The 12780-nt window shown below is 71.8% G+C and carries 10 protein-coding genes and 1 pseudogene; 7 read left to right on the top strand and 4 right to left on the bottom strand.

Annotated features, from left to right (window positions below; all coding sequences use genetic code 11):
• Positions 1 to 75: 75 nt before the first annotated feature.
• Positions 76 to 1050: a TerC/Alx family metal homeostasis membrane protein gene (locus ACFWE2_RS04875; protein ID WP_377223122.1), complete on the bottom strand. Its 975-nt coding sequence runs from the start codon at positions 1048 to 1050 to the stop codon at positions 76 to 78.
• Positions 1051 to 1479: 429 nt separating this feature from the next.
• On the opposite strand from ACFWE2_RS04875, the gene ACFWE2_RS04870 reads away from it, so the two are divergent.
• Complete coding sequence (locus ACFWE2_RS04870) at positions 1480 to 2946, top strand: non-reducing end alpha-L-arabinofuranosidase family hydrolase (protein WP_377223085.1); 1467 nt, start codon at positions 1480 to 1482, stop codon at positions 2944 to 2946.
• 33 nt (positions 2947 to 2979) lie between these two features.
• Here the strand turns inward: ACFWE2_RS04870 and ACFWE2_RS04865 are convergent, their stop codons facing one another.
• Positions 2980 to 3429: an SRPBCC domain-containing protein gene (locus ACFWE2_RS04865; RefSeq protein WP_377223084.1), complete on the bottom strand. Its 450-nt coding sequence runs from the start codon at positions 3427 to 3429 to the stop codon at positions 2980 to 2982.
• Between the two features lie 166 nt (positions 3430 to 3595).
• Between ACFWE2_RS04865 and ACFWE2_RS04860 the strand changes: the two genes are divergently transcribed.
• Positions 3596 to 4633 carry a DNA topoisomerase IB gene (locus tag ACFWE2_RS04860; protein ID WP_377223083.1) on the top strand — a complete coding sequence of 346 codons (1038 nt, stop codon included), beginning with the start codon at positions 3596 to 3598 and terminating at the stop codon, positions 4631 to 4633.
• 16 nt (positions 4634 to 4649) lie between these two features.
• Positions 4650 to 6368, top strand: coding sequence for an acyltransferase (locus tag ACFWE2_RS04855; protein ID WP_377223082.1), 1719 nt, complete (start codon positions 4650 to 4652; stop codon positions 6366 to 6368).
• Between the two features lie 3 nt (positions 6369 to 6371).
• Here the strand turns inward: ACFWE2_RS04855 and ACFWE2_RS04850 are convergent, their stop codons facing one another.
• Positions 6372 to 7376 carry a LacI family DNA-binding transcriptional regulator gene (locus ACFWE2_RS04850; RefSeq protein ID WP_377223081.1) on the bottom strand — a complete coding sequence of 335 codons (1005 nt, stop codon included), beginning with the start codon at positions 7374 to 7376 and terminating at the stop codon, positions 6372 to 6374.
• A gap of 141 nt (positions 7377 to 7517) precedes the next feature.
• On the opposite strand from ACFWE2_RS04850, the gene ACFWE2_RS04845 reads away from it, so the two are divergent.
• A complete protein-coding gene (locus tag ACFWE2_RS04845; protein WP_377223080.1) occupies positions 7518 to 8222 on the top strand; it encodes a ThuA domain-containing protein in 705 nt (234 codons plus the stop codon).
• Complete coding sequence (locus ACFWE2_RS04840; protein ID WP_377223079.1) at positions 8207 to 9307, top strand: Gfo/Idh/MocA family protein; 1101 nt, start codon at positions 8207 to 8209, stop codon at positions 9305 to 9307. Before ACFWE2_RS04845 ends, ACFWE2_RS04840 begins: the two co-directional genes overlap by 16 nt.
• 39 nt (positions 9308 to 9346) lie before the next feature.
• Here ACFWE2_RS04840 and ACFWE2_RS04835 read toward each other — a convergent pair whose 3' ends face one another.
• On the bottom strand, positions 9347 to 9907 hold the full coding sequence (locus tag ACFWE2_RS04835) for a TetR/AcrR family transcriptional regulator (protein WP_377223078.1): 561 nt from the start codon (positions 9905 to 9907) through the stop codon (positions 9347 to 9349).
• A 114-nt stretch (positions 9908 to 10021) separates the two neighbouring features.
• On the opposite strand from ACFWE2_RS04835, the gene ACFWE2_RS04830 reads away from it, so the two are divergent.
• Positions 10022 to 11902 (top strand): ABC transporter ATP-binding protein, encoded by a 1881-nt coding sequence (locus ACFWE2_RS04830; protein WP_377223077.1) that lies wholly within the window; start codon positions 10022 to 10024, stop codon positions 11900 to 11902.
• A gap of 504 nt (positions 11903 to 12406) precedes the next feature.
• Positions 12407 to 12780, top strand: a pseudogene (locus ACFWE2_RS04825) (hypothetical protein); the annotation flags it as partial.

Below are 12780 nucleotides of genomic sequence, written 5' to 3'. Positions count from 1 at the left end.
GAATCGGTGGTGTCCACCCATCAAAGCGGATTTGTCGCGATTCGGGGGCCTGAGACGTCCTGCGGGCCGCCCGGGCTAGGACGCGGCGACGCGCTCGGGCGTCTCCAGGTCGTCCTTCGGGCCCTTCGAGCCACGCGTCGCGTACAGGCTGGTGGCGGTCACGACGGCGAGGACACCGACGATGACGCCGAGCGAGGCGAGCGTCGGGATCTCCGGGACGCCCGCCCAGATGCCGTGGGCCCAGTGCAGGACGAGCTTGACGCCGATGAACGCGAGGATCGTCGCGAGGCCGTACCCGAGGTGGACAAGCTTGCTCAGGGCGCCCTGGAGCACGAAGTACAGCGCGCGCAGGCCGAGCAGGGCGAAGGCGTTCGTCGCGAACACGAGGTACGGGTCGCTCGTGATGCCGTACACGGCGGGGACCGAGTCCACCGCGAAGACGACGTCGGCGGCGAAGACCGCGACCACGACGACCGCCAGCGGGGTGAGCATGCGCCGGCCGCCCTCGCGGACCGAGAGGCTGGAGCCGCGGTAGTCCTCGGTGACGGGCATGAAGCGACGGATCAGCCGGACCGACCGCAGCTCGGACACCTCGACGTGGTGGGAGCTGCCGCGGAGCTGGTCGACGAGGATCTTGACCGCCGTCGCCAGCAGGATCCCGCCGAAGAGCAGGAACGCCCAGCTCAGGTTGGCCAGGACCGCCGCGCCGAGCGCGATGAACACCCCGCGGAGCACGAGCGCCCCGACGATGCCGAGCAGGAGCACGCGCTGCTGCAGCGCCGCCGGTACGGCGAAGGCGGTGAGCAGGAGCATGAACACGAACAGGTTGTCGACCGACAGCGACTTCTCGACGAGGTACCCGGTGAGGTACTGGACGCCGATGTCCGAGCCGAACGTGGCCCAGATCCAGCCGCCGAAGGCGAGGGGGAGGGCGATGTAGAAGGCGCTCCAGCCGAGGGCCTCACGCATGGACACCTCGTGCGGGCGTCTGGTGATGAGGAAGTCCACGGCGATCAGGGCCAGGACGGCGAGGATGGTCACCGCCCACATGGTGGGGGTGGCGACAGAGGGCAGGGCAGCAGAAGCAGTACCTGTGATGGCGAGCAAGGAGTCTCCGTGGTAGATGGCTCCGAGGTCTCCTTCACCTTGCCGGGCAAGGTCGCCGCCCGAGGTCGCATGGTGCGCCGTAATGACCGGACGATGTTAGGGAAGTACTCCCCTCGCAGTGCGCATCCTACGACACTTTTCTGGGTGAGATATGTCTTGTATGCCACGTGGGAGTTGGATAACGTTATCGACAAGCTACCGCTGCGTGAGAGCCCTCCCCGCAACAACGATGTTAGCGCTCACACGACTGGCCCCACGCAGGCGGCTCCCGATGAGCCGCGGCCCTGATCACGCCGCAGGTAGGCACTGCACTGACCGGTACGCCCAGGCGCAGCCGTCGCAGACTGCGCCCTGACGGAAGAGGAGCGAAGGATGAGGAAGTCCATCGCACGACTTGCACTGGCGCTCACCGCGGCCCTGGTGCTGGCCCCGGCGGCAGCGTTGCCGTCCGAGGTCGCCCCGGCGGCCGCCGCGAGCGCCAACCTGCTCACGAACGGCGACCTGGAGAACGGCACGACCGGCTGGTCGGCCTTCGGCGCGGGCACGGTGGCGTCCACCACCAGCCCGGTCCACGGCGGCGCTCGCGCCCTGCTGCGGACGGGACGGACCGCCGCGTGGAACGGCGCCGCCCAGACCGTCACGTCCGCGCTGACGAACAACACGAGCTACACGGCGAGCGTGTGGGTGCGCTCCCAGAGCGGGACGCCGACCGGCCGGATCACGCTGGCCCTGACCGCCGGCGGCACGACGAGCTACGTCAACCTGGCCCAGGGGAACGTGAACTCGTCGGGCTGGACGCAGCTCACGGGTACCGCGACGGTGTCCTGGTCCGGGACGCTGTCGTCCGCCACGTACTACGTGGAGACGGCCGCCGGAACCGACAACCTCTACATCGACGACGCCTCGCTCGTCAGCAACACGGGGACGTCCTGCGACCTGCCGTCCAGCTACCGCTGGTCGTCCACCGGGGTCCTGGCGAACCCGAGGTCCGGCTGGGTCTCGCTCAAGGACTTCACCGTGGCTCCGTACAACGGTCAGCAGCTCGTGTACGCCACGACGCACGACTTCGGCACGTCCTGGGGCTCGATGAACTTCAGCCTCTTCTCCAACTACTCGCAGATGGCGAGCGCCTCGCAGAACGCCATGAACTCCGGCACGGTGGCGCCGTCGCTCTTCTACTTCGCCCCGAAGAACATCTGGGTGCTGACCTACCAGTGGGGCCCGTCGCCGTTCATGTACCGGACCTCCAGCGACCCCACGAACCCGAACGGCTGGTCGGCAGCCAGCCCGCTGTTCACCGGGTCGATCTCCGACTCGGGCACCGGCCCGATCGACCAGACGATCATCGGCGACGGCACGAACATGTACCTGTTCTTCGCCGGTGACAACGGGCGGATCTACCGCGCCAGCATGCCGATCGGGAACTTCCCGGGGAACTTCGGCAGCAGCTACCAGACCATCATGACCGACACCAGGAACAACCTGTTCGAGGCCCCGCAGGTCTACAAGCTCAAGGACCAGAACAAGTACCTGATGATCGTCGAGGCGATCGGCGCGAACGGGCGGTACTTCCGCTCGTTCACGGCGACCAGCCTCTCCGGTTCCTGGACCCCGCAGGCCGCGACGGAGAGCAACCCGTTCGCCGGCAAGGCCAACAGCGGTGCCACCTGGACCAACGACATCAGCCACGGTGAGCTCCTGCGCACCAGCGCGGACCAGACCATGACCGTCGATCCCTGCAACCTGCAGCTGCTGTACCAGGGCCGTTCGCCGAGCTCGGACGGGGTGGACTACGGCCTGCTCCCGTACCGGCCGGGCCTGCTCACGCTCCAGCGGTAGGGGCCGGGCACGTCGCGCGGTACCCGCGTCTCGCTAGCTGTGCGAGGCGCGGGTACCGCCGTCGCGGTGCGCGAGCGTGGCGAGCGCGTCCTTCCAGTAGCCCTCGGCGGCCCTCGCGTGGCGTTCGGTGTCGATGTTGCCCTCGACGACGGTGACTCGCGTCCCGCCGTCGTCGGGTTCCAGCACCATGCGGATGTCGTGGTAGTTCTCGGGGACGTCGTCCAGGCCGTTCAGCGGCGCGAAGTGCGTGAAGTGCAGGAGCCGCGGCCGCTCGACGGCGATGACCGTGCCCTTGTCCGCGAACACGCGGCCGAAGAAGTGGCCCTCGAACGTGATGGGGCTGCCCGGCTGGAAGTCCGTCTCGATGTTCGCGCCGAGCATCCACCGCGCACCCGGGTGCATGAGCTCGGCCCAGACGCGCTCGGGCGGCTCGGCGACGTGGGTCGTCGCGGTGACGCTGTGGCGCGGGGTCTCGGTGGTCATCGCTGCCCTCCCGGCTGCTGGCGAACTCGGGTGCTCTCCCCGGACTCGGGTGCGTTCCCGGACTCGACCGTACCGTCACGCGTCCGCGAGCGTGTGACGACGACCCGGTCCATAGTTGCTGGAGGCGAGACCAGCCGACGCGGGGGAGAGTGCAGGGAGGTTGGCGATGGACGACGTCGGGGACCTGCTCACCCACAGCTGTGACGCCGACGGCGGTATCCGACGGCGTCGGCGCGGCACGGGGTTCTCGTACGTGGACGGCGACGGCGCCAGGGTGACCGACCCGGACACGCTCGCGCGGATCCGCGCCCTCGCCATCCCGCCCGCGTGGACCGACGTGTGGATCTGCCTCGACCCCGCCGGCCACGTCCAGGCCACCGGGCGCGACGCCAAGAACCGCAAGCAGTACCTGTACCACCGCCGGTGGCGCGAGTACCGCGACGCCGCCAAGTTCCACGAGCTGGTGGAGTTCGGCGGGAAGCTGCCGGACCTGCGCAAGCGTGTGGACGCCGACATGCGCTCACCGCGGCTCGGCGCGGAGCGGGTGGTCGCCACCGTCGTCCGGCTGCTGGACGAGACGCTGATCCGGGTCGGGAACGACGAGTACGTACGGTCCGGCGAGTCGTTCGGGCTGACGACGCTGCGCAACCGGCACGCCACCGTCGAGGGTGCGGAGGTGCGGTTCCGCTTCCGGGGCAAGTCGGGCACGCCGCACGACGTGGTGGTCCACGACCGGCGGGTGGCGAACATCGTGCGCCGCTGCCGGGAGCTGCCCGGGCAGCGGCTGCTGCAGTACATGGACGGTGACGAGGTGCGGAGCATCGGGTCACGCGACGTCAACGAGTACCTCGGCAGCGTGACGTCCGCCGACTACACCGCCAAGACCTTCCGGACCTGGGGTGCGAGCGCCGTCGCCTTCGGCCACCTGCGGCACCTCGAACCGGCGACCCGGCGCGAGCACGACGCGCAGCGCGCCGAGGCCGTCCGGATCGCCGCCACCCACCTGCACAACACCCCGGCGGTGTGCCGCAAGAGCTACATCCACCCCGCGATCCTCGCCGACGACCGCGCGGAGCTCGACGAGCTGATCGAGCGGTCCGGCGCGAACGCCTCCCGCGGGTCACGCTGGATGGACGCCGACGAGCGCGCGCTCCTGAAGTTCCTGACCGCCGCCGAGGAGACCCGGGAGGCGCCTGCGGCCTGAGGTTAGGGTTGCGGGCGTGCATCACTCCATGACCGACGGCGTCCGACGAGTCGACTTCCTGCCCTGGGAGTACGACCCCACCTCCCCGGAGGGCGCTGCCCAGGCCGCTCGCCAGCGGGAGCTGGTCGACGCCGGGGCACGGCTCGGCACCAGCGTGTTCGTCGCACCGACCGCGGCGGTCTTCTGCGACCGCCTCACCGTGGGCGACCGCACGTACATCGCGGCGCTCGCCTACGTGACGGGAGACCTGACCATCGGCGCCGACTGCTCGATCAACCCCTACGCGGTGGTCCGCGGCGATATCCGGATGGGCGACGGCGTCAGGATCGGCGCGCACACGTCGATCCTCGGGTTCAACCACAGCATGGCCACCGACCGGCCGATCCACCGGCAGGGCACCTGGAGCAAGGGCATCACGATCGGCGACGACGTCTGGATCGGCTCGAACGCCACGATCCTCGACGGCGTGACGGTCGGTGACCACGTCGTCATCGGCGCCGGCTCCGTCGTCACCAAGGACGTGCCCGACTGGGCTGTCGTCGCGGGCAACCCGGCGCGCGTCCTGCGGGACCGCCGGGCGGACACCCGCGGCGAACCGGCCCCGGACCTCGCCGCGGAGGTGCGGGACTTCGCGGGGCGTGCCCGCGAGCAGGCCGGCGACGTGCTCGCCCGCTGCTTCGAGGACGGCCGGTTCGTCGACCGGCCGGCTGCGCTCGCGGGAGCTCTCGAGCCCGCCGTCCGGCCGTGGGCGGACGCCGTCGAGATCGCCGACCTGCTGCTCGACGCGCCGCCGCCGGGCTTCTCGGCCGCGGACCTGGTCCGTCGCCTCACCGCCCGGCAGGATCCCGCGACCGGGCTGATCCCGGCGGGCGACCTCTCCGACGACGGCCTGTCCGGCCCGGCGCTGCCACAGGCACCCGGGGTGCCGCTCGACCCCATGGACGGCCCCGCGAGCTACCACGTCCTCAGCGTCGGCTACGCGGTCCGGCTCCTCGGCGGGCGGCTGCCGCACCCGATCCGTGCGGTGCACGCGCTGAGCGACCGCGACCTCGTCAGCTCGCTCGAGGCGCGCGACTGGGGCGCGCAGGCGTGGGGGAGCGGCGCGGCCGTCGACGCGCTCGCCACGGCGTGCGCCCTGAACATCGCGGACTTCTCGGCGGAGCTCGCCGACGGCGGCGTCGGCCCGCTCCACGCGCTCATGGGCTGGCTGACCGCCGCCGCGGACCCCGGGACCGGGATGTGGGGCGCACCCCAGCCCGCGCCGCGCTGGCTGCAGGCCGTGAACGGGTTCTACCGGCTGACCCGCGGCTCGTACGCGCAGCTCGGGCTGCCGCTGCCCTACCCGGAGGCCGCGATCGACACGGTGCTGGAGCACGCGGCCGACCCCTACCTGGCGACGCCCGACGGGCACACCACCTGCAACGTCCTCGACGTCATCCACCCGCTCTGGCTCGCGGCCAAGCAGACCGGGCACCGCCGCGCCGAGGGTGAGGCGTGGGCGCGCGGCCAGCTACGGCGGGCGCTGCGCGGCTGGGTCGACGGCGCGGGGTTCGCCTTCGCACCCGCGAGCGACGGTGCGGACGCCGTCGCCGGGCTCCAGGGCACCGAGATGTGGCTGAGCATCGTCTGGCTGCTGGCCGACTACCTCGGCCTCGCCGACGAGCTCGGCTACCGGCCGCGCGGTGTGCACAGCCCGGACCCGCTGGTCCGTCTGACGCCTGTGGGCGAGCGCTGACGCTCAGGCGGTGGACCCGCGGACGACGAGCCGCGTGGCCAGCTCCTCGCGTGGCGCGACCTGCGGCGGTTCGGCGCCGATGCGCAGCAGCATCCGCAGCGCTGCCGACCCCATCTCCGCGATGGGCTGGTGCACGGTCGTGAGCGCCGGGGTCACCCACTGCGCCTCGGGGGAGTCGTCGAAACCCACGACGCTGACGTCCTCGGGGATGCGCAGGCCCAGGGCCGCGGCGGCGTCGTACACCCCGAGCGCCATGGTGTCGGAGCAGGCGAAGATGGCCGTCGGCCCAGGATCGTCCCGCAGCAGCGCGGTCGCCTGTTCGGCGGAGCTCGCCCGCTGCCAGTCGGTGTGCGCGATGCGCTCCTCGGGCAGGTCGTGGCCGGCCTGGGTCACCGCCGAGCGGAAGCCGTCGATACGGGCCTGGCTGTAGAGGTGCGTGCGCCGTCCGGCCAGCACGGCGAAGCGCCGGTGGCCGAGCGAGAGCAGGTGCTCCGCCGCGGCGCGGCCCCCCGCCCAGTTGGCGGCCCCGACGCTCGCGACGGTGCTGGGCGGCTGCGAGACGGGGTCGAGCAGGACGATGGGCACCCGGGCGGCGGCGAGCGTCGCGAGCTGTTCGCTCGTGGTGTCGACGAGGGCCAGGACCGCGCCCCGCAGCCGTCGCGCGAGCAGGCGCGTGAGCCAGGCGTCGTCCGGCGGCCGGGCCACGGAGACCACGACGTCGACCCCCGCCTCCTCGGCCGCGTGCTCGACACCGCTGAGCGCGCGGTTGGCCCAGGTGCCCTCGACGCCGCTGAGCACGAGATCGACGAAGGGGGACTCCGCCCCGCGCGTCGCCGCGTCCCGGCCGGACCGCCCGCGGTACCCGAGCTCCGCGACGATGCTCATGACCCGCGCGCGGGTCTGTGCGGAGACGTCGGACCGGCCGCTCAGCACCTTCGAGACGGTCGGCACCGTCGTGCCGGCGGCCGCCGCCACGTCCGCGAGCGTCGTCCGGCGAGGCTTCTGCATGGGGCGACCCTAGCGGCGTCAGAAAAGTTGCGCAATATTCTGCCTCTTGATCCCGCTCGGAGCGTGCTGTATCAAAGGGGGGCGGGGCGATGTGGCACTCCGCCGGGCTCAATGTTGCGCAACTATGGGAGCGAGCTGTACATGAATTCTTCGACGAAGCGCGCCCTGATCGTGCGCGGGGGATGGGACGGGCACCAGCCCGTCGAGACGACCGACTCGTTCGTCCCGTTCCTGAAGGAGCAGGGGTACGACGTACGGATCGAGGAGACGACGGCGGTGTACACCGACGCCGACTACCTGGCGGGCGTCGACGTCGTCGTCCAGACCAACACGATGAACACGATCGAGGGTGACGAGCTGCGCGGCCTGATCACGGCCGTGCGGAACGGCGCGGGGCTGGCGGGGTGGCACGGCGGGATCGCCGACTCCTACCGGAACAGCTCCGACTACCTCCAGCTGATCGGTGGGCAGTTCGCCACCCACCCGCCGAAGGCTCGCCCGGAGGAGCTGGCCGGCGAGGCCGCCGACAACTTCCTGCGGCACACCATCGACATCGTGCCGGAGCGGGCCGACCACCCGATCGTCGCGGGGATCTCCAGCTTCGAGCTCACGACGGAGCAGTACTGGGTGCTGTCCGACGACTACAACGACGTGCTCGCGACCACGACCATCGCCGCGCGCGACTTCGACGCCTGGCACCGGCCGGTCACGAGCCCGGCCGTCTGGACCCGCCGGTGGGGCAACGGGCGCGTCTTCGTCGCCACGCCCGGTCACGACCTCGCGACGGTCAGCGACCCGAACGTCCGCACCATCATCGAGAGGGGCATCCTGTGGGCCAGCCGTTGAGAGTGGGGATCGTCGGCCTCGGCGCGATCTCCGGCCAGTACCTTTCCGCGTTCGCGCGGCTCGAGGCCGTGCGGGTCGTCGCGGTCGCCGACCTCGACGCGGCGCGTGCCGAGGCGGTCGCCGCGGAGCAGGGCGCGCGGGCGCTGACGGTCGACGAGCTGGTCTCCGACCCCGAGGTCGACCTCGTCCTCAACCTCACGATCCCTGCCGCCCATGCCGAGATCGCGCTCAAGGCGATCGCCGCGGGCAAGGACGTGTACGGCGAGAAGCCGCTGGCCGCCACGCTCGACGACGCGCGCGTCGTCGTCGAGGCAGGCCGGGCGGCGGGGGTGCGGGTGGGTTGCGCACCGGACACCGTGCTCGGCACCGGCGTGCAGACGGCGCGGGCGGCCATCGACGCCGGCGCGATCGGCGAGCCGGTCGCGGCTACCGCCACGATGATGACGCCCGGCCACGAGCGCTGGCACCCGAACCCCGACTTCTACTACCAGCCCGGCGGGGGACCGCTGCTGGACATGGGGCCGTACTACGTGACGACGCTGGTCACGCTGCTCGGCCCGGTCGCCTCCGTCGTCGGGGCCGCGAGCCACACCCGCGCCACGCGCACCGTCGGTTCCGGGCCGCGCCAGGGCGCCGTCATCCCCGTCGACGTCGACACGCACGTCACCGGGGTGCTCCGGCACGAGTCCGGTGTGCTGTCGACCCTCGTGATGAGCTTCGACTCCGTGGCCACCCAGGCCGCCGAGATCGAGGTCCACGGCCAGGCCGGATCGCTGATCGTCCCGGACCCCAACAGGTTCGACGGCGACGTCCGGCTCCACGAGCTCGGCGGCGACTGGCGGACCCTGCCGCCCAGTGCGGGGTACCGCGACGCTGGCCGCGGCTACGGCGTCGCCGACCTGACGACGACCCTGCCGGGTGCCGCCGCCCGGGCGAGCGGCGACGTCGCGTACCACGTGCTCGACATCATGACGTCGCTGCTCGCGTCGGCGGGCAGCGGGACCGCCGTGACGGTCGAGAGCACGTGCGAGCGCCCCGCACCCGTTCCGCTGTCGGACGCGCCGGGCGGGATCCGCCGGGGCTGACGGGGACCGATCGGCGCCGGGCGGCCTCGGCGGCGCCGATCAGGGCGCGACGCTGCGCCGGAACGACTGCACGGCGAGGTCGGCGGCCGTGTGCCGCGGCAGGTCCTGGTTGCTGACCTCCGCGGCGGTGTAGAGCACCGCGTAGTAGAGCGAGACCGCCCACGACGTCGGGATCCCCGGGGCGATGGATCCCTCGGTGCGGGCGCTGTCCATCAGCGCCCGCATCTCGTCGTCGCCGTCCTCGGCGGACCAGTGGGGGTTGCCGTCGAACCTGTTCGGGTCCGAGAACAGGAAGATGACGCGATCGCCCATCGCGACGCCCGCGCGGAGGTACTGCTCGAGCGTGTCCATCGCCGAGCCGTGAGCGGCGACGCCGCCGTCCAGGGCCTCGAGCCGTGCCAGCGAGTCGAGCAGCAGGGCGTCGATGAGGGCCTGGCGGTCGGTGAAGTAGCGGTGCAGCGTCGAGCGGCTGACCTCGGCGCGCTCGGCGATGGCACTCAGGGACGCGGAGAAGTCGCGCGCCCACACGGAGGCGGCCGCGTCGAGCACCGCCTGCCGGGTCCGCGCGCGCGCCCCGCGCTCTGTCTGCTCCGTCGTCACGCTGCCGAGCGTATGTGGTCCGACTCGAAGAAACAATTCAGTTGCCAAATGCGACAGTGGTGTCGCAGGATGGATCGCGGATGTGCAAGCGAGTCGAGTGAACGGAGTGGCGACGTGCCGGACGGCGGGACTGTCGACGAGCAGGCGAGCGGCGAACGAACGGCCAAGGACCGGGCCAACAGCGACGGGAGCGCGAAGGGCCGGACCACCAACGACAAGGTGCGCATCCTCTGGGCCTATGCGCGCCCGCACAAGGCGGTGCTCGTCGTCGCCCTGGTCCTCGGTGCGCTGGGCACCGCTGCCGAGCTGGTGACGCCACTGGTGACCAAGTCGGTGCTGGACGGGCTGGAGGCGTCCGCCTCCCTGCGCACCCCGATCACGATCCTCGGCGTCCTGCTCGTGGCCGGAACCGTCATGGGGCTGGTCCAGGGCATCATGCTCGGTACCCTCGCCGAGCGGATCATCCTCGCGGCCCGCACCGGCCTCGTCCGGCACCTGCTGCACGCCCGGGTGCCCGAGGTCACGTCCCGCGCGCCCGGCGAGCTCGTCACCCGCGTCACCTCGGACACGCTGCTCATCCGCGAGGCGACGACGTCCAGCGTCGTCAACTTCGTCAACGGGATCATCGGCCTCGTCGGCGCGATAGTGCTCATGGCCTACCTCGACGCGGTCCTGCTCGGCGTCACGGTGGTGGTCCTGGTCGTCGCCGGGATCAGCGTCGTGGCGCTCATGCCGCAGCTGTCCAGGGCGCAGCAGGAGGCGCAGGAGCACGTGGGTGCGCTCGGCGGACGCCTCGAGGGTGTGGTCCGCGCGCTGCGGACCGTGAAGTCCGCCCGTGCGGAGTCGCGCGAGAGCGACCGGGTCGCCGGCCATGCCGAGGCCTCCGCCCGGAGCGGCATCCGCGCGGTCCGGCTCGAGAACGTGTCGTGGACGATCACCGGCGTCGCGGTCAACCTGGCGGTGATGCTGCTGCTCGGCGTCGGGGCGTGGCGGGTCTCGACCGACGCGATCACCGTGAGCACGCTCGTGGCCTTCCTGCTGTACGTGTTCCAGCTCATGATGCCGGTGATGCTCCTGACGATGTCGCTCACGTCGCTCCAGTCGGGGCTCGCGGCCGCCGCGCGGATCGCGGACGTCGAGGAGATGGAGCTGGAGACCGACGACGTCGCCTCCGCCGGTGGCGCCCGACGCCCCGGTCAGCACGGACCGGCCGCCGGCGACGCGACCCCGGTGCTGCGGCTCCACGAGGTCACGTACCGCTACGCCGGCTCGGACGAGGCCGCGGCCCCGGCCCTCGACGGCGTGAGCCTCGACATCCCCCGGCGCGGGCACACCGCCATCGTCGGCCCTTCGGGCGCCGGAAAGACGACGATCATGTCGCTCCTGCTCCGGTTCCTCGGCCCGGACGAGGGGCGTGTCGAGCTCGACGGCCTGCCCTACGCCCGGCTGACCACCGACGAGATCCGCTCCCGGATCGCGTATGTCGAGCAGGACACCCCGATAGTGCCCGGCACGCTGCGAGAGAACCTCGCCTACGCCGCCCCGGACGCCACGGACGCCGAGATCTGGGCCGCCGTCGACGCCCTGCGGCTCGGCCAGCGGGTGGCCGCACTGCCGGACGGCCTCGACACCGAGGTCAGCGCGTCGCAGCTCTCCGGCGGCGAGCGGCAGCGGGTCGCGGTGGCACGGGCGCTGGTCGCCCGGCCGGACATCCTGCTGCTCGACGAGGCGACGGCGCAGCTCGACGGCCTGACCGAGGCCGCCCTCGCCGGCGCGATCCGGGAGGTCGCGAGGACCGGCGCCGTGGTGACGATCGCGCACCGGATCTCGACGGTCGTCGATGCCGACCAGATAGTGCTGCTCGAACGCGGCCGCGTGCGTGCGGTCGGCCGGCACGCCGAGCTGCTCGAACGGGACGAGCTCTACCGGGAGCTCGTCGCGGCGCTGCGGCTGGACACGAGCGTCGCCGCGCCCGGGGCGGGTGTGGGGTCGTGAACCAAGCCGGGGCGAAACCGCCGTTTGATGGGGCCACGCTCAAGGGCCTCGGGTGGGGAGTTGGTCGGCGTCAGTTGGGCTCGACGCCCGGACCGTGCCGTGGGAGGCCCGCTGTCATCGGCGTTTGCTGCGGCCTCGGGCGCTGCCTCCTCGGTGAGTCCCCGGCTGTGGCGCTTGTCCGCGAGGATCAACAACGGGCCCCAAGATGGCTTGGTCGCCGACACGCGTGATGCGGACCACCTTTGCGGTTGCTCGCTCACTACCGCGAGCGTTCCAGCTGTCAGGCGGACGTGTTGCCGGGAAGGCTGGCTGCCGTCGGGCCGTGGATCGCTGCCGGGAAGGCTGGCTGCCGTCGGATCGTGGATCGCTGCCGGAAAGGCTGGCCCGGGTGCGGTGGGTCGTCGTCTGCAGGTGCCTCGTCGCCGATCGGCGACGCATTTCTGCTGTGGGCGGATGGCTCGGTCCTGGCGAGCGGGTCGAACGTGTGTCGGATAGGTTGGTGTCATGACGCGAAGCGGTGAGATGCCATCCCGGACGGCCGACGGGCCTGACCCGTCGAGGCCGTTCGGTGGCATGGCCGCTGGCACGACCGCTGGCACGACCGCCGGCTTGGCGGCCGGCATGACCGCTGGCCCGACTGCTGGTGTGGGCGGTGTCGTGGCTGCCGACGCGGCCGGTGTGCGGGCGTTGCGTGAGTTGTTGGCGAGGATGATCCTGCCAGGCGGTACTGACACGGCGTCGTCGGTGTCGAGGCAGACGCAGGCCGAGTGGGTAGACCTTCTCGGGGAACTCGAAGCCGTGAAGAACACTGTGACCGCGACGCAGGCGCGGCTGGCCGTGGCGTTGGAGGAGGCCACGAAGGCGGACGAGGCGCGGCA

The organism is Promicromonospora sp. NPDC060271 (genome assembly GCF_042726755.1).
Lineage (GTDB): Bacteria > Actinomycetota > Actinomycetes > Actinomycetales > Cellulomonadaceae > Promicromonospora.
The sequence above is the reverse complement of the archived record's forward strand: the minus strand, read 5'-3'. Positions and strand labels throughout refer to the sequence as shown.